Origin of the sequence: Proteus mirabilis HI4320 (assembly GCF_000069965.1) — a bacterium.
GTDB lineage: Bacteria > Pseudomonadota > Gammaproteobacteria > Enterobacterales > Enterobacteriaceae > Proteus > Proteus mirabilis.
Genome location: NC_010554.1, coordinates 4013440 through 4035699, shown reverse-complemented (window position 1 = coordinate 4035699; position 22260 = coordinate 4013440). Strand labels below are relative to the sequence as shown.

The window sequence follows — 22260 nt, the reverse complement described above, 5'->3', positions numbered from 1 at the left end:
GGATCTTTTTTAATTGCATTATCAAACTCTAGCGAACAAACTATTTTTTATCCGCGGCAAAGAGTTTAGGAATTTCACGTAAACACCAGGATTTAGCTTCTCCCATACTGTCTCTGCGCCACGCCATAATAATATTATTTTCATGATGATATTCAGGGCCAACCACACGTAAACGCCCCTCTTTTAAATCATCTTCAATTAAATCAATAGGCATAGTAGCAACCCCTAAACCGGCAATTAATGCTCGACGTTTATCTTCAATCGAACTCACCGTTAAACGACGCTGTTTATCTAATAACAGTACAGTTAAAACAGGTCGTTCTCTTGCGGTATCGGCGATAGCAATACCGCGATATTTTAAGCGAGTTTCTTCTGCAAGTGGTTCAGGTTCATTATGGATAGGGTGATCAGGGCTGGCAACATAGACACTGGTGGTATTATATAAAGGGCGGAAATTGATTTCTGATGAAGAACGAAAATGCATATCCGGTGAAATAACAATATCACATTTACCACTTTCTAAGCTTTCCCATGCCCCAGCAAGTACTTCGGTGACTAAAGAGAGTTGTGTATTTGATTTTTCAGCTAATTTTTCAACTAACGGGAATAAGCGAGATGCGGGTGTTAATGCTTCACACACAATCGTAATATGTGGCTCCCAACCGCGAGCTAGCGCTTCAGCATCAGAAGTTAATTTATCTGCAGCTTCAAGAAGAATACGCCCTCTTTCAAGTAACATTCTTCCCACATTAGTAAATTTAGTTCGATGTCCTGAACGGTCAAATAGCACAACATCCAAATCTTCTTCTAATTTCTGCATGGTATAACTGAGTGCTGATGGGACGCGATTTAGCTCATCAGCGGCGGCAGCAAAACTTCCTCTACGATCAATGGCATCCATCACTCGTAGAGATTCCAATGTAATGGCTTTATCTTTACTCATTATACTTATCTCTATCAAATAATTTGATTATTGGCACCAGATTAACTTGCTAACAATCTACAGTCCATATCTCTATGATGAATATATTGATTAATCGACTCGAAAAGTACCGCGATGATAAAATACAGAACAGCACAACAGTGTGGCAAAGCGGACTATGGCTGGCTACAAGCTCGCTACACATTCTCCTTTGGCCACTATTTCGATCCTCATTTTTTAGACTATGGCACATTAAGAGTACTGAACCAAGAAGTGCTCGCACCAAATTCTGAGTTTAAAGCAAAAACCTATCCTCATGTGGATGTCGTCAATCTGATCTTAAGAGGTGAAGCGACTTATCTTGATAATATGGGGCGAACACTTACCGCCAAACAAAACGAGTGTTTATTAATTTCGCCTCATAATACAGAAACTTACATTGAAAGAAATAGTAGTCCAGATACCCCATTAACTCGTATTCAATTATGGCTAAACGCGTGTCCACAACAAGAGAGCATCGCTTCACAAAAATTAGCTTTAAATGAAGATTTAAAATATCAATTATTGGCTTCCCCATCAGGGGATAATGGCAGTTTGATGCTAAGGCAAAATATCTGGCTCTATCATATTAATTTAGCGCAAGGGGATGAAATAACCTTGCCGATACAGGGTCAGAAAGGCTATTTGCAATCTATCAAAGGCGGTGTCCATTTCCAAACCTCAGAGCAAGAGCTTGGGGAAATCCGTTGTGGTGATGGTGCTTTTATTCAAGATAGCAATATGCTAGCGCTAAGATGTCAAAAGGCTTTTCGTGGTCTTTTTATTGATATCGTTTCTTAATCAGCTAGCGATATCAGTAAGCAATCATTTATCATCACACTAGCAATAGCAATAAAGCAGAAAACCCTCGAGCCACAGAGTGAATCGAGGGTTTTATATAAGGTGAGTTGACCGTTAAGCCGGGTTCTGTCGTGGACAACCATTCATCTAGGCCAGAACTTGCGCGCTGGCTCCAGCAACCTACCCGGGTTCAATGCGGGCCGCACCATAAGAACCCCTATTTGGTCTTGCTCCGGGTGGAGTTTACCATGCCACAAACTGTTACCAGTTGCGCGGTGCGCTCTTACCGCACCCTTTCACCCTTACCTGATCCTGTAAACAGGCCATCGGCGGTTTACTCTCTGCTGCACTTGTCGTAGGCTCGCGCCTCCCAGACGTTATCTGGCACCCTGCCCTGTGGAGCCCGGACTTTCCTCCCCTCTATCCGTCTCCCCGAAGGGACAACGATAAAGCAGCGGTTGTCTAGTCAACTCAGGGGGCGGATTATAAGGATTTTCCGCGTTAATGTATAGCGAAAGAAACAAAAAATCGTTTTACTGATCTTGTTCCGCTTCATTTTGCGCAATGACGTGTTTGTACAACGCATTTTTCTTCACGCCATAAATCTCAGCGGTAACTGCTGCCGCCTTTTTCAAAGGTAACTCTTTTTGTAAAATCGCCAATGTGCGTAATACTTCTGGGGCAAAATGGTCTTCTTGTGGCTTTTGATACCCTTCAACAATTAATACCATTTCCCCTTTACGGCGATTTTCATCTTCACGAACCCAGTTAAGTAATTCCCCAACAGGCATTCCTTGAATGGTTTCCCACGTTTTGGTTAATTCTCTTGCCAATACAACATAGCGCGCTTCCCCCCAAACCGTCACCATATCCGCTAAACTATCTAATAAACGGTGGGTGGACTCATAAAAGATTAAAGTACGTGGCTCTTGTGCTAAATCACGCAAACAATCTTGACGACTTTTTGTTTTTGCTGGTAAAAAACCTTCATAACAAAAACGGTCAGAAGGTAATCCGGCGGCTGATAGCGCGGTAATTGCCGCACATGCCCCAGGTAATGGCACCACTTTTATACCGTTTTTGCGACACTGATTGACTAAATGATAGCCGGGATCATTAATTAATGGTGTACCTGCATCAGAGACTAATGCGATACTTAGCCCTTGTTGTAATTTGCTAATTAATTGATCTGCTTTTTGCTGTTCATTATGATCATGTAACGCAAACAAACGTGCGTTAATGGCAAAATGCTGTAATAGAAGCCCTGTATGACGGGTATCTTCTGCAGCTATTAAATCGACATGAGACAGCACATCAAGTGCCCGCTGGGTGATATCGCCCAGATTACCAATGGGTGTGGGTACTATGTACAGTGTGGATGTCGTTACCGCTGCTCGATTAGGTTGATTCATTGTTTATTCCGAATGACCGATTTAAAATTGAGCATAATTATAAAACATCACTGGGTACAGTATGCTTTCCTCAATTTTTGTGCGTTTTAAAACAGGTTTATCCTATACTGCAATACTTTCTGCCTTGATTATGTCAGGTTGTACCCTGACGGGGCAACAACAACAGCCACTGACACCTGCTGAAAAAGCGCAAGTGGAAATGAAACAATTTCAGAAAGTCATTGATGATGCGAACGGACAAGCCTCTTTAGATGTGATCCGTGCCTATATTGGCCTAGAACCCCTTATCACTGATCCTGTATTACATCAGCAAAATATTGATGATACTTGGTTAACACTCACGAAGCTTACACCTGAGCAACGTCGTAGTGTGGTAATCAAAGCTGATGAAAATACATTACAAGGCTGGTTAGATTTACTCAACACTTATGAATATAACCAAGATGATGCGGATAAATTATCCCAAGCAATACGCGAATGGCAAACACGCTATCCACGCAATCCAGGAGCGCTAACATTACCGACGCTGTTATTGCGCCAATCACAATCTGCCGTCAGTAATAGCGGAAAAATCGCATTATTATTACCGTTAACAGGACAAGCTAAAGTATTTGGTAATGCTATTATGCAAGGCTTTACCGATGCTAAAGAAGGTTTACCTCAACCTCAAGCTAACGCAGCGCCAGAAGCCCCCCAACAAGATAGTTTAGCTTCCATTTTAGCAGAATTAGGTATTTCATCTCCGAATGCAGACACAGCAACAACGGAAAACGATAATTCAACGGATGATAATACAGCGGAAGGCGCTGAAAATAGTGATGCTACTTCAGCAAAAGAAACCGAAGCCTTTGCGGGTAATAGCCGCGTGCAATTAGATCCTATTGTCCAAAATAATCGCCAAGTGATTATGTATGATACCAATAGCCAACCCATTGATCTGTTACTGAAACAAGTGCAACAAGAGGGTGCTGATTTAATTGTGGGGCCACTATTAAAACCCGAAGTGATCAAAACTATTGAATTAAAAAGTGGTTTACCTGTTTTAGCACTAAATGAAGTTGATAATATTCCTCTTGCTACTACAGTGTGTTTCTTTTCACTTTCCCCAGAAGATGAAACTCGTAATGCGGCTCAACACTTACGCCAGCAACAAAAATCTAATCCACTTATTATCGTTCCTGACAATAAATTCGGTCAAAGAATGGCACAAACTTTTGCGGATGAGTGGCAGCGTAGCGGGGGGGGAACCGTCTTACAACAAACTTTCGGCTCTCTTGATAGTCTAAAAAGTTCAATTAATCGTGGCGTGGGTATTCGAATGACAGGAACCCCTGTATTGCCAACAGACAATGCACCACTGCCATTAGATACCGCTTCAATGCCAACAACAAACGGTGCTATCGATTCTGTGTATATCATTGCCACTAGCGATGAGTTAACATTGATTAAACCAATGATTGATATGGCAATCAGTACCAAAAAACGCCCACCGATTTATGTCAGTTCACGCAGTAATCAAGGGGGAATGGGGCCAGATTTTCGTATGGAAATGGACGGTATCCAATTTAGTGATATTCCTCTTATGACGGGAGCAAATTTACCGTTAATGCAAAAAGCATCCAGTAAATTTGCGAACGATTACTCATTAATGCGCCTTTACGCTATGGGTATTGATGCATGGTCATTAGCAAACAATTACAATGAACTCACCAAAGGAACCTTACAGTTCAATGGTGTTTCTGGCTCTTTACGTGTGGAAGATAATTGCACTATTTATCGACAACTCCCATGGATGCAATTTAAACAAGGTAAAATTGAACCTGTGGGACAATAAGTAAGCAATTTACCCCATAAACCGCCTCTTTGAAGTCTCCGGATAAGGAGTTGACTTTACCTTGAGGCGGTTTATTTATAAGAGATAACATCAGGAAATCATGGATGATTATTCCTAAAAGTACTTATCTAGTCGGACAATATTATGAGAGAAAAGCGTTAAATTACTTGCGCCAACAAGGGTTAAAGTTAATTGAGCGTAATGTCCGATATCCCTGTGGAGAAATTGATCTTATTATGCAGGGTAATAGAACATGGATATTTGTTGAAGTCCGCTTTCGGCGTAGTGCACAATTTGGTGATGCAATCAGCTCAGTGACCTACAGTAAACGGCGCCGCTTATGGTACGCCGCCAATTGTTGGTTAGCTCAACGCCAACAAAGTATCGAGACGGTTAACTGTCGCTTTGATATTTGTGCATTTGATCAACGCCAGTTAATATGGCTAAAAAACATTCTCGATCATACGGAATTTATTCGTTAAATTAGATTATATAGGTCTTAACGTGCTTGATAGAATAAAAGTCTGCTTTACAGAGAGTATTCAAACTCAAATTGCAGCAGCAGAAGCGTTACCCGATGCCATTTCCAGAGCTGCCATGATGATGGTTCAATCTTTGTTAAACGGACATAAAATATTAAGCTGTGGCAACGGTAGCTCAGCAGCAACGGCTCAACGCTTTGCTGCTAGTATGATCCATCGTTTTGAAACAGAGCGCCCAAGTTTACCGGCATTATCTTTAAATACCGACAGTGTTGTGATGACCGCCATTATGGGAAATCAGCAACATGATGAAATTTATGCCAAACAAGTACGGGCATTAGGGCAAGCAGGTGATGTACTGTTAGCTATTTCCACTCATGGTAATAGCAGAAGCATTATTAAAGCTGTTGAAGCCGCTGTTACTCGAGATATGACCATTGTTGCACTGACTGGCTATGATGGCGGTGAGCTTGCTGGATTATTAGGCCCTCAAGATGTGGAGATCAGGATCCCCTCTCAGCGTACAGTCAGAATACAGGAAGTGCAGATGTTAACGGTCAATTGTCTCTGCGACTTAATTGATAATACATTATTCCCACATCAGGATGACTAAGGAGTTACTATGAAATTGCTTCCGATTACCGCAGTACTTTGTTCCGCGCTATTGCTACAAGGCTGTATTGGTGCCGCTGTGGTGGGTACTGCTGCCGTTGCTGGCAAAACCGCAACCGATCCTCGTTCATTAGGACAACAAGTTGATGATGGCACATTGGAAGCCCGAGTTTCTGGTGCTCTAAATAAAAACCAACAGATCAAGAACAGTAATGCGCGCATTGTCGCCACCGCTTATCAAGGTAATGTATTGTTAACTGGACAAAGTCCAGATATGTCGGTTGCTGAGACGGCCAAACAAGTTACCAGCAAAGTGGAAGGAGTAAACAATGTTTATAATGAAGTTCGCCAAGGTGAGCCTGTGACATTAGGCACTGCTTCTTCAGATACATGGTTAACCACTAAAGTACGTTCACAAATTTTAGCTAGCGATGCCGTCAAATCATCTTCCGTAAAAGTGATCACCGAAAATGGCGAAGTATTCTTGTTAGGGATATTGACCCGTCAAGAAGGGGCTGCAGCCGCTAAAATTGCCAGTGAAACCAAAGGTGTTGTTAAAGTAACAACGGCATTTACCTATCTAAACTAAATGTATCGCTGATGGGTATCACGTGGTGATAGCGTATTATTTTACCAGTATCGGTCATTGTAACAGCGATAACCGATACTGGTACTCATAGTGATTAACGTCTCAACATACCTTTATCAATAATAAAATCGATAATCGTCTCTAAACCTACTTTCTCTTTTAAGTTAGTAAAAACATAAGGTTTCACAGGACGCATTTTGGCTGTATCCGCTTCCATCACTTCTAATGACGCTCCCACATAAGGCGCAAGATCGATCTTGTTGATCACCAGCAGATCAGAATGTGTGATCCCCGGCCCCCCCTTGCGAGGGATCTTCTCACCTTCTGCAACATCAATAACATAAATAGTAAGATCAGCCAATTCAGGGCTAAAGGTCGCACTTAAGTTATCTCCGCCACTTTCGACAAAAACAATATCTAAGTTTTTATGGCGCATCGCCAACTCTTCTACAGCAGCCAAATTCATTGAAGCATCTTCACGAATAGCCGTATGAGGACATCCTCCTGTTTCAACACCAATGATCCGATCCGCATCAAGAGCCTGCGCACGAGTTAAAATTTTTGCATCTTCTTGTGTATATATATCATTGGTAACAACGGCGATTTGGTAACTATCGCGCATAGCTTTACAAAGAACTTCTAATAGTGCTGTTTTTCCTGAACCAACAGGGCCACCAACACCAATACGCAGTGGTTGATTATATTCTTGCATCTCTTTATCTCATGAACGAAAAAGTCGAGTATATTGAGTTTCATGGCGACTACTGGCGATCACTTGAGCTGGCGTAAAACTGCCAATATCCTCTTGTGGCCAATGTGCCGATAACTCAACAATAGCGGGGATCTGCTCAGCTAGAGCAAACAACATTTTTTGCCCTGCGCTTTGCCCTAATGGCACCAGTTTTACCCCAGACATCACCGTATTTTCTAACCAGCCCCAAACATAGGCACAACAGAGCTTTTCACTATCGATATGCCAATGCACGGCAGCTAACGCAAACGCCATTAATTGCGTCTGTTTAACCCGCTGTTGTAACGTATCGTCTAATTCAATGCCTAATTGAGGAAGTAAACGGGCAAAAGCGATCCCCCGTTGACGCTCTTCCTGCCTTAACTCTTTGGTTTCGCGACTTGCGACCATAAAGTCACACCAATATTTCACTGTATCGCTATCACCCTTTGCCAAACTCGTTTGTAATTGCCGCAATATAGGAAGCTCGAGTGTGGCTAATGTTCCGGTCATTTGTGCGCTTAACCAATCTGACAAGGTTTCTGCTGAGCATACCCAACCTTTTTCAATGGCCCACTCTAACCCTTGAGAATAAGTAAAAGCACCTACCGGAAGAGAGGGGCTAACTAATTGATATAAGCGCAGATCAGCTAGCATCATGCACCTCCTTTGATGATCGCAGTGCCATTAATGGTGGTGATCATGGTGGTGGTGATGACCACCGGATGACCCACCATAAGCCCCCGGCTCAGGTTGGTATTTTTCTAAGCCAACCACCACCGTAGCCCCTAAGCCGCGAGCCATATCATCTAATACATGATCGTGAAAATAACGACACCAACCCGCTTCTATTTGCAATGGTACATGTCGGTTACCTAAGTGATAACAAACACGAGCAAGCAATAATGGATCGTCACTATAAACCGTTGATACTTGCTCTTTAGCCGCTTCAATGGTGACAACATCGCCCTCTTCTGACAGCAGAATATCCCCCTCTTTAAGTACGGTGCCTCGAGGCAAAAATAGCCCGGCTTCTTGCCCGTCACTTAAAGCCACTTTTAAGCGACTTTTGGTGCGCTCATCCATGGTAAGACAAAGGGTTAACTTTGGCTTTTCTGTAGAGGTTAGTTCAAGCGCTTTTTGTTGATCAATAATCTGAGTAAATTTTTTCATTCAATAAATTCTCAATAAAAACGCTGGTTAAAATAAGAAATAGCGTTGAGCCATCGGTAATTCAGTCGCTGGCTCACAAACCAGTGGTACACCATCCGCTTTAACAATGTAAGTTTGTGGATCTAACTCGATATGAGGAACATAGTTATTGTGGATCATCGAAGCTTTTGTGATATGACGACAGCCCTCCACACGACCAATTAAGCTTTTTAAGCCTAATTTTTCTGGCACTCCCGCCTCAATACCCGCTTTTGACATAAAGATCATCGACGTTTGATATTTGGCTTTTCCTAGACAGGCATACATTGGACGATAATGAACCGGTTGCGGGGTTGGAATAGCCGCATTAATATCCCCCATTGGCGCATAAGCGACCATACCACCTTTTATGATAAGTGCCGGTTTGACGCCAAAGAAAGCAGGATCCCATAGCACGATATCCGCAAGTTTACCTTTTTCTATTGATCCCACCGTATGAGCAATGCCATGTGCCAGTGCCGGGTTAATCGTGTATTTAGCGATATAACGTTTAATACGATTATTATCATTATCTGCGCTATCACCCGCTAATGTGCCTCGTTGCAATTTCATTTTATGTGCACACTGCCAAGTGCGTAAGATAACTTCTCCGACTCGTCCCATGGCTTGTGAGTCTGACGACATCACCGAAATTGCCCCCATATCATGTAAGATATCTTCTGCAGCAATGGTTTCGCGACGAATACGAGATTCAGCAAATGCCACATCTTCAGGAATAGAGGGATCGAGATGATGACAGACCATCAACATATCAAGATGCTCGTCCACGGTATTAATGGTATAAGGCATCGTTGGGTTGGTTGATGCAGGTAAAATATTGGGCTCTCCTACCGACTTGATCACATCAGGGGCATGACCGCCACCTGCGCCTTCGGTATGGAATACATGGATCACTCGACCGGCAATGGCTTTTACTGTCTCTTCATAAAAACCACCTTCATTTAAGGTGTCAGAGTGAATAGCCACCTGTACATCCATTTCATCGGCGACATTAAGGCAATTGTGAATTGCCATTGGCGTTGCCCCCCAGTCTTCATGTATTTTAAGACCTATAGCACCCGCTGTTATTTGTTCGCGGATTGCTTCGGGCTGACTGACACAACCTTTGCCAAATAAACCCACATTAATAGGTAATTCATCCACCGCCTCTAACATGCGGTACATATTCCAAATACCGGGGGTAACTGTGGTTGCATTAGTACCCGCCACAGGGCCTGTTCCTCCACCAATAAAGGTGGTTACGCCAGAAACGAGACCTTCTTGGGCTTGTTGTGGACAAATAAAGTGGATATGGGTATCAATACCACCAGCAGTGACTATTTTACCTTCTCCAGCGACAACTTCTGTTCCGGGGCCAATGACAATATCCACATTGGGCTGAACATCTGGATTACCTGCCTTGCCAATACCGACAATACGGCCATCTTTAATGCCAATATCTGCTTTTACAATGCCCCAATAATCTAAAATAATGGCATTGGTGATCAGAACATCGACACACTCAGCACTAACAACTTGGCTTTGCCCCATACCATCACGAATAACTTTACCACCACCAAATTTGACCTCTTCGCCATAAGTGGTGAAATCTTTTTCAATTTCAAGAAACAGCTCGGTATCTGCTAATCGCAAACGATCGCCTGTTGTTGGGCCAAACATATCCGCATAAGCTTGACGTGAGATAGTTTTCATTTTTTCTCACTCTCCAATTTACCCATCACTTTGCCATGAAAACCATAAATTTCACGTTTTCCTGCAAAAGCCACTAACTCAACAGTGCGACTTTGACCGGGCTCGAAGCGCACAGCCATACCAGCAGGAATATTTAAACGAAAACCTAATGTCTCTTTTCGTGCAAACCTGAGTGCCTCATTCACTTCATAAAAGTGGTAATGAGAGCCGACTTGTACAGGTCTATCGCCATGATTAGCCACCTGTATGGTTTTTGTCTCGCGACCAGCATTCAGTTCAATATCGCCTAATGCTGCATTAACTCTAATTTCACCGGGGATCATGTTATTACCTACACAATAGGTGAGTGAATTGAAACCAATTTGGTGCCATCGGGGAAAGTGCACTCTACTTGAACATCTTTTATCATCTCTGGCACCCCTTCCATTACTTGCTCTGCGGTTAAAACAGTACGTCCTTCACTCATTAATTGAGCAACTGTTTTCCCCTCTCGTGCGCCTTCCATAATGGCGCAACTAATCAAGGCGACAGCTTCAGGGTAATTAAGTTTTAATCCCTTAGCTAAACGTCTTTCTGCAACAAGGCCTGCAGTAAAAAGCAGTAATTTATCTTTTTCTCTTGGTGTTAATTCCATTTCTGCTCCTAAAATAAACGATTATGTCGCCCAGATCCGCGGTGGCTCAGGGCAATAACCTAGCCAGTGCTGTCTGACGATTTGCCATACTTGCGCAAAACACGCCATCATCGGCTCGGTTTGCGTCCCTAATACACGTAAAACTAAAATGCCATCAACATCCGTTAAACCATATTCAACTAGGGGATTTACCTTCTCTAAATGGTGTTGAATAATCTCTTTTAATGCATCGGTTGCAGGATAAATATAAAGCGAGCCAAACATAGGAAATTCACGCATTGCGGCAGCTTGTTTTTGTAAGCCTTCAACCCGCATTGACTCTGTTAAAATTAATCTCTCATCAACATAAAAATTTAAGCGCCCTTTTACCTTGCCAGTTTCAAACCACTCATTTAAAACTGGGCGTCCAAAACACTGCATTTCCCAGCCGATAAATTTCGCTGATGAGGCTAAATGAATATGTGTGGTTAAACACACTTGAGCATCAGGAAAAAAGATATTCTCTTGGGGTAACCACTCTAAAAAGCCCTCTTGTGCAACCGTCAATGTCTGCGTTTGCGATGCAGTACCTCCTGCACTACGATAAAATTTTGTCGCCCCCGGCGTTGTTAATAGGGCATGTGCGTAAGGTTGCACATTAATATTAATGGATAACGTATCACCACCGACCACCCCACCAGGAGGATGCAACAAATAGGTATGTGCAACACCTTGCTCTGGATAAAAAGGTCGCTGAACCATTAAGGGGCCGAGATGACGTTTTTCAGTAAGACATGTCTTCCCTCGCTTTAACTCATATCGTAAAGCGATGTCAGCAAGCCAACCCTTCTCAGAAAAGTCAGGCATACCCACTCCTGCCAACTTGGCAAAATTGATCAAATAAATCAGGAAATAGACGAATATATACCGCACTACCCATCAGATTATGTCATTCAAAATCACCGAGAAAATAATGAAATGAATGTTGGGTAGGGTGTGAATAAAGATAAATTGCATTTTCCTCAAACAGGATAAAGCGCTCCATCAATGCCGCGCGATTTTACACCGAGTTTCAAAAAATGCGTTTTAAATAAACAGCAATTTGTTTAGAAAAAATAACAATGGTAAAAATAAAAGTAAAAAATGAACAGATATCGATATTGTTATTGCTCAGCAACAAGATTATATTCTGAGCCACTCTTATACTATTCGGTATAACGACGCGGTTTCGCAATAGGAATATTGTGATAATAAAACCCATGCTTACTGCTTATAAGTTCACAAATTAAGTGGTTAACTTTAAGCTTTGTTTATTTTAACCCATGTTCATTTTGAACTTGCCTGTGGTATATCTAAGACAATGGAATACAAACACATACTTTCTTCTAACCAAATATCCTTAAAAACGTTTTACATCGAAAACCCGATGATCGCGATAGTATATGGTGCAAAAGGTGAGATTTGTATTAATGGGCAAACTATCACAGTCACCACTAATCTCACGTTGATTATTCCTAAATATAGTCAAGTTTCTTGTGATGTGACAAATTTTTTCCCGACCAAACCGATTGAATTACATACCTTAGTACTGTCTGAAACTGAATTACAATCTGTGTTCTCTTTACTCAAACCATTAATAAAATCAGGGGCGCCGATTACTCGTCATCTTCCAGATTATCATCTATCAACACCTGAGGTGGTTAAAACTAATTTTACGTTACTTCAGCAATGTCTACCGCTTGAACATGGCACCCCCTCTCAAGAGACCCTGTTTATGCAACAGAGCCTCTTTTTTATTTTGCTGGCGGTTTATCACGAAGGGGTCGATATTCTTAATATTTTTCGTTTTAATTATGATGAGCCAAAAAATCAGGCGATCACTCATCTAATAACACAAGATCCGCAACGTAAATGGCATTTAGAGGATGTAGCAAAAACGCTCTATACTACACCATCAACATTACGTCGCCATTTAAGTAAAGAGGGCGTTTCGTTTTGCCAATTACTGTTGGATGTCAGAATGGGGATCGCATTAAATTACCTCACCTTTTCTAACTATTCTGTGTTTCAAATAAGTCATCGCTGTGGTTTTGGTAGTAATGCTTATTTTTGTGACGCATTTAAACGTAAATATGGTATGACACCATCGCAATTTCGCACTCAATCTCGCCAAGCAAACGATCCGAATGCAATAGCAACAATGGCGTCACAAAATGACGAATCAATAAAAAAAGTATTTTAACGGTTATAACAACGCATTTTTGCTTAAAAACGAAGTTCCTCCCATTAACCGCATTTGATTTAAGATCCACTGCTGACGTTTTAGCAAATACGCGGAAGGCTTATTAACATGAAGAATATGTGGATTAGGTAAAACAGCGGCTAATAAAGCCGCCTCATGGGCGGTGAGTTGTTTAGCAGGCTTGCGAAAATAGTGCTGAGAAGCCTGCTCAACCCCAAAAATACCGTCGCCAAACTCTACGATATTCAGATAAACGGTTAAAATACGTTTTTTAGACCAAATTAGCTCCACCACTGGCGTCATTCCGGCTTCAAGTCCTTTTCTTATCCAACTACGCCCATCCCACAAAAATAAGTTTTTGACCGTTTGTTGTGAAATAGTAGAGGCACCTCGTATCGTTTTTGAGCTTTGCAGGCTATTTTGGAAAACTTTTTCAATCGCATCGAAATCAAATCCCCAATGTTTTGGAAAATTTTGATCTTCAGAGGCTATTACCGCTAAATAGATCTGTGGGGATATCTCATTTTCATTAACCCATGTAGAATGGGATACATAAGAAAAATCAAACTTACTCCACGAAGAAATTTGTCTTTGTAGCATTACAGCAGAAAAAGGCACCGGTAAAAAAGAAAACAGGACAACTATCCCTAACCATAAAGCAATTAGAATAATTAATAGTTTCTTTAACTTTCTCACTAGTACCATCTGCTGTATTCACTCTATTGTTATGCCATTTCTAGTACTTTTTTAACCAGCTTCTCAATCCCCACCTGCGCTTGTGCTATCGATTCTGCCAGCATATATGCAGGGGTGGTCACAACCCGATACTCATCATCAACCACTATTTCGTCGACAGGACAATTAATATGTATCCCTCCCATTTCGGTGATCATTTCTGCCGTTTTTGCATCATTACCAATGGTTAGTTTTACTGGGGCATTTAACATCTTTGGTAACATAACGGGGGCGATACACATTAAACCTAGTGGTTTTTTCTGTTGATGCATCTTTTGAACAAAAGTTAAGAGCTGTTGGTTAATTTCACACTGAACACCTTTCGTGGCGAAATTACATAAGTTCTTTGCTGCACCAAAACCTCCGGGGATAATTACCGCATCAAAGTTTTCAGCCTTAGCATCTGATAAAGGCGATATTTTTCCACGAGAAATACGCGAAGCCTCCTCCATCATATTCCTTTTTTCTGCTTTTTCTTCTCCAGTAATATGATTAATTACAGTAGGTTGAAAATCATTAGGTGAAAAATAATGAACCTCAGCTTTATTTTGGCTTAAAGCAAGCATTGTGAGCACTGATTCGTGAATTTCACTGCCATCAAAGACACCACAACCACTTAAAATTACCGCAATTGATTTCATATCTTTCTCCATTTGTAGTAGATTACTAGTTACCCATTTATAGGTGTAAACACCAATCGCCATCACATATTTAAATGTTTCTTGTAACAAAAAAACTTATATTTGCTATTTTGTTGCTTGTATGATGTATGGAATAGCTTCATCCTATTCGCCTATGTAATGATAATCAAAAAAGCGAGTAGAAAAGTTTCCCTGGTGTTGGCGCAGTATTCGCGCACCCCAACCTTCGGTTGGGGTTATTTTTTTCTAGCGTCTGCCAACCAGTTTCTTAAACTTTCTACATCCTTTCTCCAATCTCTTTCTAACTCGTCTACCCATTCCTGAACATTATCCCACCATGCAGGTAATTCTGGAGATTGGATCTGTTTTGCCAGTTGCTGTAAATGTTTTAAACCTATAGAGCCTGCCGCGCCTTTGATTTTATGTCCTTCCTCAGTGATGCCCTTTTGATCACGTGCCGTCAGATTAGATTCAAGGACAGACAGGTAACTTGGCATCATCTTTTCAAAAACATCTAAACCATCCGTGATTAATTGAGGTCCGACAAGTTCGATGTATTGATTCAGCATGTCGATATCGAGTAACTCTTCATTTTTACTCAACAATTGAGGTGACTCACTAGATGTCACGGAAACCGCTTCATCTCCCCAGAATTTATTAATAATGGCTGTCAACGCATCCACAGAAAGCGGTTTACTGAGCACATCATTCATTCCAGCGTCTAAATACTCTTTTTTGTCTTTTAAGACATTGGCGGTTAAGGCAATCAATGGCGGCAATTCACTGCTATCAAACTCTTGACGTAATTTTCTTGAAATATCAAATCCGGTCATATCAGGTAATTGAATGTCTAACAGCACTAAATCGTATTCACCCGGCTTAAACATTTGCAAAGCCTCTTGCCCAGTCATCGCCACATCTACCATGTTGCCTAATTTTTCTAATACTGAACATGCTACGATAACATTTAGCTCAATATCCTCAACCAGTAAGATATTAAGGGCAGGAAGCAATAATTCATCATCCTCTTCAAAATCACTTTGCTCTTTAATCGCAGGAGCGACAATGGAAAGCGTAAAGATAGAACCATGTCCTAACTCACTCTCCACATGAATATCGCCTCCCATATGCTGTGCTAAGCGTTTTGAGACAGCAAGACCAATACCTGTTCCCGTTGCAGAACGTCCACCTTGACTGTCGTTGACCTGATAGTACATGGCAAAGATTTTCTCAAGTTCACCTTGAGGGATACCAATACCACTATCTTTCACCTCAAAGAACAACTTATCAGGCGCTTCTTGCCAAATACGTACTTTAATTTCCCCTTCTTGGGTAAATTTCACCGCATTACCAATTAAGTTCCATAAGATTTGACGCAAACGAGTCCCATCGGTGGTAATTTTATGCGGTAACGTTTCTTGCGCTTCTAAGGTGAATTTTAACCCTTTAGGTTGGACTAATAATCCCGATAGGTTTTCTAAATCAGAGATAAATTCAGTAAAGTCGATAGGTTGATTATCAAGCTGGATCTTTCTGCGCTCAATTTTATCCATTTCAATCACATCATTAAAAATATTACCTAACGTTATGGCACTGACATGGATAGTTTTTAAGTAGTTGAGCTGTTCTGGTGATAATTCGGTATCCAATAAAATACGACTTAACCCCACAATCCCATTAAGCGGCGTACGTAGCTCATGGCTGATTGTAGAAATAAAGGTGGTCTTATCACGGCTAGCATTTTCTAACGCGTCTTGATAGCGCTTACGCTCTGTAATGTCACGTCCAAAGCCCATTAAGCCGTGACGCTTACCAATTCGGTCATAAAAGGGCACTTTGCGTAACTCAAAACACGCTTTACGCCCATCCGGATACACCAACCACTGCTCATAAGTGAGTGACACATTATGGCGAAAGACTTTCTCATCGGTTTCCATCACTTTGACGGCGATATCTTCGTCATACACATCCAGAGGTGTTAAGCCAATTAATTGCTTTTCACTTTTACCGGTCAATAGCTCTGTAGCACGGTTACAACCAGAAAATTCATTATCTTCGTTGCGATAGTAGACCAGATCTGGCGAGGCATCTAAGAAGGAGCGTAACAAGGAAGATTGTTGCTCTAGTTCAATTTGCGTCAATTCACGACGCTTCATTTCACTTTTGAGTTTTTCCAATAGTTCAAGATGGGCTTTTTCTACTTTTTCACGCTCTTGGATCTCTAAATTTAATTGCTCAATATTCTCTTTTAATTGTGAATTCAGCTCTAAGTCTCGCTGTCGCATTACGCCTAATTTATCGACCATCCGCGATAAACGACGTCGTGATTCTTCAAGTTGCTCTACCACCACGGAAAGAAAATAGACAGCCCAAGGGGTAATAATCAAACCAAAGAAGATAGAGCGTACCAGATCGATACTAGTGACATCACCGGCAAGTAGGAATGTCACGGCCATCTGTACGACCATCGCTAATACAACCAATGCGGATGCTAACAGTAATGAGAAGCGGATTAACCCTAGCCTCATCATTAAATCTACATAATATTGGGCAAGCCCTTTGAGCAATTTCATTGAAAACTCCAATAGATTGAATCTAGAGAATGATACCTTAAAAATACATTGACGAAGTGGTGAACATTCAGAAAATTGTAGCCAAAACACGATTTTTCACCTTGTATCTTGCCTTTGCATTATTTTGTATCAGTGATCCTCCTTTTTCCCGAGGGTATTTATAAAAACAATTTATAGAGGTATTACATAAATAATAGTTATATTCTTTACCAAAGAGAGAAATTAAAAAATGCAATTTGTCTTTTTTTAGATAAAAAGTATAAAAACAATAAAATACTAAAATAGATTAATAATTAAGATAAATTCACTGGCATTATCTAACATCAAAGAATGCAATAAAGCAGAACCCCGTAAAAAAAGTGAGATAGCTCACACTCACCATCCCATAACCAATGAAATAATTTTCAAATAATATTTTTATTTATCAAATAATTAAAGAAAAAAAACACGCATCACGCTGGCTATAGTCAAATATCCTTGCTGATTGACCTGTTTTTTATTTATCGATAATTTGACTAGTAGCTTAGCAAAATAAAAAACCGAGATAGCAAAGCTAAAGACACCATCACCCGATGAGCACCCATAAATTTACCTACACCCTTGAGACAAAATCGTTCCTTTTGCGCTCGTTCTTGAGGTGCCCATAAACTGAGTAGGAAGCAAACTATGCTCTATCAAAAAACAGCGGAAAAAGAGAATTGTGGTTTTGGGTTAATAGCCCATATTGAGGGGAAAGCCAGCCATAAAATTGTCAGAAATGCGATCCATGGCCTTGCCCGTATGCAACATCGTGGCGCGATCCTTTCTGATGGAAAAACCGGCGATGGTTGTGGGTTATTATTACAAAAACCAACGCGCTTTTTTCAGTTAATTGCCGAAGAAAATGGCTGGCATTTAGCGAACAATTACGCAGTAGGCATGCTGTTTCTAAGCCAAGATAATGCTATCGCTGCACAGTGCCGTCAAATTGTTGAAGAAGAATTGCAACGAGAAACACTCTCTATCGTTGGCTGGCGTAAAGTACCAACTAACACAGATATTTTAGGCAGTATCGCCCTCTCTTCTTTACCGTCAATAGAACAAATTTTTGTCAATGCACCTGCCGGATGGCGTATTAATGATATTGAGCGCCGCTTATTTGTCGCTCGTCGCCGAATTGAAAAACGTATTACCGATAATGATTTTTATATTTGTAGCCTCTCTAATTTAGTGACTGTCTATAAAGGGCTGTGCATGGCAATTGATTTGCCTCGCTTTTTTACTGACTTAGCGGATTTACGGATGGAATCGTCCATCTGTCTTTTTCATCAACGTTTTTCCACCAATACCACCCCAAAATGGCCGCTTGCGCAGCCCTTTCGCTATCTTGCCCATAATGGTGAAATCAATACCATTACCGGAAATCGTCAATGGGCAAGAGCAAGAGCCTATAAATTTCATACGCCGCTGATCCCCGATTTACAAACTGCAGCGCCTTTTGTAAATGAGAGTGGCTCAGACTCAAGCTCACTGGATAATATGCTCGAACTCTTTCTTAATGGGGGGATGGATATTGTCCGCGCTATGCGCCTATTAGTGCCACCCGCATGGCAAAATAATCCACAAATGGATGATGATCTACGTGCTTTTTTTGATTTTAACTCTATGCATATGGAGCCTTGGGATGGACCTGCGGGGATCGTGTTATCTGACGGTCGCTATGCAGCCTGTACACTCGATAGAAATGGCCTGCGTCCAGCTCGCTATGTTATCACGACCGATAATATTATTACCTGTGCTTCTGAAATTGGCATTTGGGATTATCAACCTGATGAAGTTCTAGAAAAAGGGCGTGTCGGCCCTGGCGAACTAATGGTAATAGATACTTATCAAGGTCGCATTTTACATTCTGCTGAAACTGACGAAGATTTAAAAAGGCGACACCCGTATAAACTTTGGTTGGAGCGTAACGTTAAACGCCTGATCCCTTTTGAGCAATTGCCTGAGCCACAAGCGACAGGAGAGCGCGCTTTTGATGATAGCTTACTGGCGACATACCAAAAACAGTTCGCTTATAGCCAAGAAGAGCTGGAAACGATTTTGCATGTACTGGCTGAAAATGGGCAGGAAGCCACCGGCTCGATGGGAGATGACACGCCTTTTGCCGTACTTTCTCAGCGCCCACGCTTAATTTATGACTATTTTAGACAAAAATTTGCGCAAGTGACCAATCCGCCGATTGATCCATTAAGAGAAGCGCATGTGATGTCTTTAGCAACCTGTATTGGTCGCGAAATGAATGTCTTTAGTGAAGCGGAAGGACAAGCCCATCGCCTCAGTTTTAAATCACCCATTTTGCTTTATAGTGATTTTCAACAATTACTCAATCAAGAAAGCCCTTATTATTCATCCATCACGCTAGATATCACCTATCAACCGACTGAAAATAATTTAGAAACCGCACTACACATCTTATGTGAAACGGCGCAACAAGCGGTTAATCGTGGTGCAGTATTACTGGTTTTATCCGACAGAAATATCACTCAAGCGCGATTACCTATTCCTGCGCCTATGGCAGTAGGCGCGGTACAAAAAGCCTTGGTAGATAATAATTTACGCTGTGATGCCAATATTATTGTTGAAACCGCAAGCGCCCGTGATCCCCACCACTTCGCTGTACTATTAGGTTTTGGCGCAACCGCTATTTACCCTTACTTGGCTTATGAATCCTTAGCGCAACGAGTCGATAAAAAAATATTGTCGGGTACTTATGCGCAAGTCATGCTCAATTATCGCAATGGGATCAACAAAGGTCTGTATAAGATAATGTCCAAAATGGGGATCTCCACCGTTGCCTCTTACCGTTGCTCACAGCTATTTGAAGCCGTAGGGTTGCATGATAATGTCGTTAAACGTTGCTTCGATGGGGTTGATAATCGTATTAACGGTGCAGATTTTAGCGATTTTGAACAAGACTTATTTAATCTATCCAAACGTGCTTGGCTAACTCGCTATCCTCTAGACGCTGGTGGGTTATTAAAATATACCCATCAAGGAGAATATCACGCCTATAATCCTGATGTGGTTCAAGCGTTGCAAAAAGCGGTAAATAGTGGTGACTATGCTGATTACCAACATTATTCCCAATTAGTGCAACAACGCCCTATTACCACCTTACGTGATCTATTAGCTCTCAATGACACAACCCCTATTGCAATTGAAGATGTCGAAGCAGAAAGTGAACTGTTTAAACGCTTTGATACTGCGGCGATGTCAATTGGTGCATTAAGTAAAGAAGCCCATGAAGCCCTTGCGCAAGCAATGAATACCTTAGGCGGATTTTCAAACTCTGGAGAAGGTGGTGAAGATCCGGCACGCTACAACACCAACAAAGTTTCGCGTATCAAACAGATAGCTTCAGGTCGTTTCGGTGTCACGCCGTCTTATCTAATGAGTGCCGATGTATTACAAATCAAAGTGGCACAAGGGGCAAAACCCGGTGAAGGTGGCCAGTTACCCGGTGATAAAGTTACGCCCTATATTGCGCAACTGCGTTATGCCGTACCGGGCGTCACACTGATTTCCCCGCCTCCCCATCATGATATCTACTCTATTGAAGATTTAGCACAACTGATTTTCGATTTAAAACAGATTAATCCCCGTGCGCTTATTTCTGTCAAACTGGTCTCTGAGCCGGGCGTTGGTACAATCGCCACCGGAGTCGCTAAAGCTTATGCAGACTTAATTACTATTGCAGGTTATGACGGCGGTACTGGTGCCAGCCCATTAACGTCAGTTAAATATGCAGGTAGCCCTTGGGAATTAGGGCTAGTAGAAGCGCAACAAGCATTAGTTGCCAACAATCTGCGTCATAAAGTGCGCTTACAAGTTGATGGTGGATTAAAAACGGGGGTTGATATTATAAAAGCGGCCATTTTAGGAGCTGAAAGTTTTGGTTTCGGTACCGGGCCAATGGTGGCGTTAGGCTGTAAATATCTGCGAATTTGCCATTTAAATAATTGCGCTATGGGGGTTGCAACCCAAGATGAAACCCTACGTCGCCAACATTTTCATGGTTTACCTGAGCGCGTTATCAACTATTTCCGCTTTATTGCCCAAGAAACCCGTGAACTTATGGCACAACTTGGCGTAAGGAAAATAACCGATTTAATCGGCAGAACGGATTTGCTTTCTTGCTTAGAGGGGATAACCAGTAAGCAGCAAAAATTATCACTCACAGGATTATTAGAAACCGCTACCTCTCCTACAGGTAAAGCGCTCTATTGTCAGGAGCACAATGATACTTATGATAAAGGAGAATTAAATCAACGTATTGTTGCGCAAACCATCACGGGCGTCGAACAAAAGATAAGCCAAACCCACTATTTTTCCATTCGTAACACAGACCGTTCAGTGGGAGCCACGTTATCCGGGCTCATTGCCAAAACCTATGGTGAAAGTGGTTTATCTGCTACACCAATAAAACTTCACTTTACGGGTACTGCTGGTCAAAGTTTTGGCGTCTGGAATGCGCAAGGGGTGGAATTAACCTTAGTGGGTGATGCCAATGATTATGTCGGGAAAGGCATGGCGGGTGGACGCATTGTTATTTCACCGCCAGTCGGTTCTGCCTTTAAAGCCCATCAGACCACGATTATGGGAAATACCTGTTTATATGGCGCAACAGGTGGAAAACTGTATGCATCTGGATTAGCGGGTGAACGTTTTGCAGTCAGAAACTCTGGCGCCATTGCGGTGATTGAAGGGGTTGGGGATAATGGCTGCGAATATATGACCGGCGGTATTGTCTGTATTCTTGGTAAAACAGGGATTAACTTTGGTGCAGGGATGACGGGGGGCTTTGCCTATCTGTTAGATGAAGATACCACACTATCACAACGGATCAATAACGCCTCTATTGAGCTTCTTCCCGTGGCTAATTATGCGATTTTGGCAGAGCATCTTCGCGGTATGATCGCAGAGCATGTACGGCTAACTGGCTCCCAACAAGGAGAAAGACTACTTTCTCAATGGGAATATTGGTCACAACACTTTAAATTAGTCAAACCTAAATCGAGTGATGTTCATGCCTTATTAGGTCATCCTCGCCGTTCAGTCGCTGAATTACGCGTTCAGGCACAATAGGAGAAAA

At 41.8% G+C, this 22260-nt stretch carries 19 protein-coding genes and 1 other RNA gene; 7 read left to right on the top strand and 13 right to left on the bottom strand.

Annotation, left to right across the window (positions count from 1 at the left end):
• Positions 1–40: 40 nt before the first annotated feature.
• Positions 41–943 (bottom strand): LysR family transcriptional regulator, encoded by a 903-nt coding sequence (locus PMI_RS18385; RefSeq protein WP_004245250.1) that lies wholly within the window; start codon positions 941–943, stop codon positions 41–43.
• Between the two features lie 114 nt (positions 944–1057).
• Between PMI_RS18385 and PMI_RS18380 the strand changes: the two genes are divergently transcribed.
• Positions 1058–1762, top strand: coding sequence for a pirin family protein (locus PMI_RS18380; protein WP_004245251.1), 705 nt, complete (start codon positions 1058–1060; stop codon positions 1760–1762).
• Between the two features lie 99 nt (positions 1763–1861).
• Here the strand turns inward: PMI_RS18380 and rnpB are convergent.
• Both rnpB and rsmI read right to left on the bottom strand, forming a co-directional pair.
• Positions 1862–2236: RNase P RNA component class A (gene rnpB / locus PMI_RS18770), an RNA gene on the bottom strand.
• Between the two features lie 59 nt (positions 2237–2295).
• A complete protein-coding gene (gene rsmI / locus PMI_RS18375) occupies positions 2296–3174 on the bottom strand; it encodes a 16S rRNA (cytidine(1402)-2'-O)-methyltransferase (RefSeq protein ID WP_004245252.1) in 879 nt (292 codons plus the stop codon).
• Between the two features lie 61 nt (positions 3175–3235).
• Between rsmI and PMI_RS18370 the strand changes: the two genes are divergently transcribed.
• From PMI_RS18370 to dolP, 4 genes are all read left to right on the top strand, one after another.
• Positions 3236–5008, top strand: coding sequence for a penicillin-binding protein activator (locus PMI_RS18370; protein WP_012368849.1), 1773 nt, complete (start codon positions 3236–3238; stop codon positions 5006–5008).
• 104 nt (positions 5009–5112) lie between these two features.
• Positions 5113–5490: a YraN family protein gene (locus PMI_RS18365; RefSeq protein ID WP_004245256.1), complete on the top strand. Its 378-nt coding sequence runs from the start codon at positions 5113–5115 to the stop codon at positions 5488–5490.
• A gap of 22 nt (positions 5491–5512) precedes the next feature.
• Positions 5513–6103, top strand: a complete 591-nt coding sequence (gene diaA, locus PMI_RS18360) for a DnaA initiator-associating protein DiaA (RefSeq protein ID WP_004245257.1) — start codon at positions 5513–5515, stop codon at positions 6101–6103.
• 9 nt (positions 6104–6112) lie between these two features.
• Positions 6113–6691 (top strand): division/outer membrane stress-associated lipid-binding lipoprotein, encoded by a 579-nt coding sequence (dolP, locus tag PMI_RS18355; RefSeq protein WP_004248935.1) that lies wholly within the window; start codon positions 6113–6115, stop codon positions 6689–6691.
• Between the two features lie 94 nt (positions 6692–6785).
• Here dolP and ureG read toward each other — a convergent pair whose 3' ends face one another.
• The 7 genes from ureG to PMI_RS18320 are packed head-to-tail and all read right to left on the bottom strand — an operon-like array spanning position 6786 to position 11805.
• Entirely contained in the window at positions 6786–7403 is a 618-nt protein-coding gene (gene ureG, locus PMI_RS18350; RefSeq protein WP_004245259.1) for an urease accessory protein UreG, read from the bottom strand.
• 9 nt (positions 7404–7412) lie between these two features.
• The gene (locus PMI_RS18345) at positions 7413–8081 is read right to left on the bottom strand and encodes an urease accessory protein UreF (protein WP_012368848.1); all 669 of its coding nucleotides are present in this window, start codon (positions 8079–8081) and stop codon (positions 7413–7415) included.
• Between the two features lie 27 nt (positions 8082–8108).
• Complete coding sequence (gene ureE, locus PMI_RS18340) at positions 8109–8594, bottom strand: urease accessory protein UreE (RefSeq protein WP_004245261.1); 486 nt, start codon at positions 8592–8594, stop codon at positions 8109–8111.
• Between the two features lie 27 nt (positions 8595–8621).
• The gene (gene ureC, locus PMI_RS18335; RefSeq protein ID WP_004245262.1) at positions 8622–10325 is read right to left on the bottom strand and encodes an urease subunit alpha; all 1704 of its coding nucleotides are present in this window, start codon (positions 10323–10325) and stop codon (positions 8622–8624) included.
• Positions 10322–10648: an urease subunit beta gene (locus PMI_RS18330; protein WP_012368847.1), complete on the bottom strand. Its 327-nt coding sequence runs from the start codon at positions 10646–10648 to the stop codon at positions 10322–10324. The genes ureC and PMI_RS18330 overlap by 4 nt, the downstream gene beginning before the upstream one ends.
• A gap of 8 nt (positions 10649–10656) precedes the next feature.
• Complete coding sequence (gene ureA / locus PMI_RS18325; RefSeq protein WP_004245265.1) at positions 10657–10959, bottom strand: urease subunit gamma; 303 nt, start codon at positions 10957–10959, stop codon at positions 10657–10659.
• Positions 10960–10980: 21 nt separating this feature from the next.
• A complete protein-coding gene (locus PMI_RS18320; protein WP_004248933.1) occupies positions 10981–11805 on the bottom strand; it encodes an urease accessory protein UreD in 825 nt (274 codons plus the stop codon).
• Positions 11806–12364: 559 nt separating this feature from the next.
• Between PMI_RS18320 and PMI_RS18315 the strand changes: the two genes are divergently transcribed.
• Entirely contained in the window at positions 12365–13180 is an 816-nt protein-coding gene (locus PMI_RS18315; protein WP_232504898.1) for a helix-turn-helix transcriptional regulator, read from the top strand.
• A gap of 3 nt (positions 13181–13183) precedes the next feature.
• On the opposite strand, the gene mtgA is transcribed toward PMI_RS18315, so the two are convergent.
• The 3 genes from mtgA to arcB form a co-directional block, all read right to left on the bottom strand.
• Positions 13184–13885 carry a monofunctional biosynthetic peptidoglycan transglycosylase gene (gene mtgA / locus PMI_RS18310; RefSeq protein ID WP_004252674.1) on the bottom strand — a complete coding sequence of 234 codons (702 nt, stop codon included), beginning with the start codon at positions 13883–13885 and terminating at the stop codon, positions 13184–13186.
• A 20-nt stretch (positions 13886–13905) separates the two neighbouring features.
• Positions 13906–14556, bottom strand: a complete 651-nt coding sequence (gene elbB / locus PMI_RS18305; protein WP_012368845.1) for an isoprenoid biosynthesis glyoxalase ElbB — start codon at positions 14554–14556, stop codon at positions 13906–13908.
• A gap of 236 nt (positions 14557–14792) precedes the next feature.
• Positions 14793–17129 carry an aerobic respiration two-component sensor histidine kinase ArcB gene (gene arcB / locus PMI_RS18300; protein ID WP_012368844.1) on the bottom strand — a complete coding sequence of 779 codons (2337 nt, stop codon included), beginning with the start codon at positions 17127–17129 and terminating at the stop codon, positions 14793–14795.
• Positions 17130–17795: 666 nt separating this feature from the next.
• On the opposite strand from arcB, the gene gltB reads away from it, so the two are divergent.
• Entirely contained in the window at positions 17796–22253 is a 4458-nt protein-coding gene (gltB, locus tag PMI_RS18295; RefSeq protein WP_012368843.1) for a glutamate synthase large subunit, read from the top strand.
• Positions 22254–22260: the final 7 nt, after the last annotated feature.

What these genes read in the sequence shown, in the direction of transcription:
- ureE (WP_004245261.1), bottom strand. Translation starts at nt 8,594, where the DNA reads ATGAAAAAATTTACTCAGATTATTGATCAACAAAAAGCGCTTGAACTA.
- dolP (WP_004248935.1), top strand. Translation starts at nt 6,113, where the DNA reads ATGAAATTGCTTCCGATTACCGCAGTACTTTGTTCCGCGCTATTGCTA.
- PMI_RS18330 (WP_012368847.1), bottom strand. Translation starts at nt 10,648, where the DNA reads ATGATCCCCGGTGAAATTAGAGTTAATGCAGCATTAGGCGATATTGAA.
- ureA (WP_004245265.1), bottom strand. Translation starts at nt 10,959, where the DNA reads ATGGAATTAACACCAAGAGAAAAAGATAAATTACTGCTTTTTACTGCA.
- mtgA (WP_004252674.1), bottom strand. Translation starts at nt 13,885, where the DNA reads ATGGTACTAGTGAGAAAGTTAAAGAAACTATTAATTATTCTAATTGCT.
- PMI_RS18380 (WP_004245251.1), top strand. Translation starts at nt 1,058, where the DNA reads ATGATAAAATACAGAACAGCACAACAGTGTGGCAAAGCGGACTATGGC.
- PMI_RS18365 (WP_004245256.1), top strand. Translation starts at nt 5,113, where the DNA reads ATGATTATTCCTAAAAGTACTTATCTAGTCGGACAATATTATGAGAGA.
- rsmI (WP_004245252.1), bottom strand. Translation starts at nt 3,174, where the DNA reads ATGAATCAACCTAATCGAGCAGCGGTAACGACATCCACACTGTACATA.
- PMI_RS18370 (WP_012368849.1), top strand. Translation starts at nt 3,236, where the DNA reads ATGCTTTCCTCAATTTTTGTGCGTTTTAAAACAGGTTTATCCTATACT.
- PMI_RS18320 (WP_004248933.1), bottom strand. Translation starts at nt 11,805, where the DNA reads ATGCCTGACTTTTCTGAGAAGGGTTGGCTTGCTGACATCGCTTTACGA.
- ureC (WP_004245262.1), bottom strand. Translation starts at nt 10,325, where the DNA reads ATGAAAACTATCTCACGTCAAGCTTATGCGGATATGTTTGGCCCAACA.
- PMI_RS18385 (WP_004245250.1), bottom strand. Translation starts at nt 943, where the DNA reads ATGAGTAAAGATAAAGCCATTACATTGGAATCTCTACGAGTGATGGAT.
- elbB (WP_012368845.1), bottom strand. Translation starts at nt 14,556, where the DNA reads ATGAAATCAATTGCGGTAATTTTAAGTGGTTGTGGTGTCTTTGATGGC.
- ureG (WP_004245259.1), bottom strand. Translation starts at nt 7,403, where the DNA reads ATGCAAGAATATAATCAACCACTGCGTATTGGTGTTGGTGGCCCTGTT.
- arcB (WP_012368844.1), bottom strand. Translation starts at nt 17,129, where the DNA reads ATGAAATTGCTCAAAGGGCTTGCCCAATATTATGTAGATTTAATGATG.
- gltB (WP_012368843.1), top strand. Translation starts at nt 17,796, where the DNA reads ATGCTCTATCAAAAAACAGCGGAAAAAGAGAATTGTGGTTTTGGGTTA.
- PMI_RS18345 (WP_012368848.1), bottom strand. Translation starts at nt 8,081, where the DNA reads ATGATGCTAGCTGATCTGCGCTTATATCAATTAGTTAGCCCCTCTCTT.
- PMI_RS18315 (WP_232504898.1), top strand. Translation starts at nt 12,365, where the DNA reads ATGATCGCGATAGTATATGGTGCAAAAGGTGAGATTTGTATTAATGGG.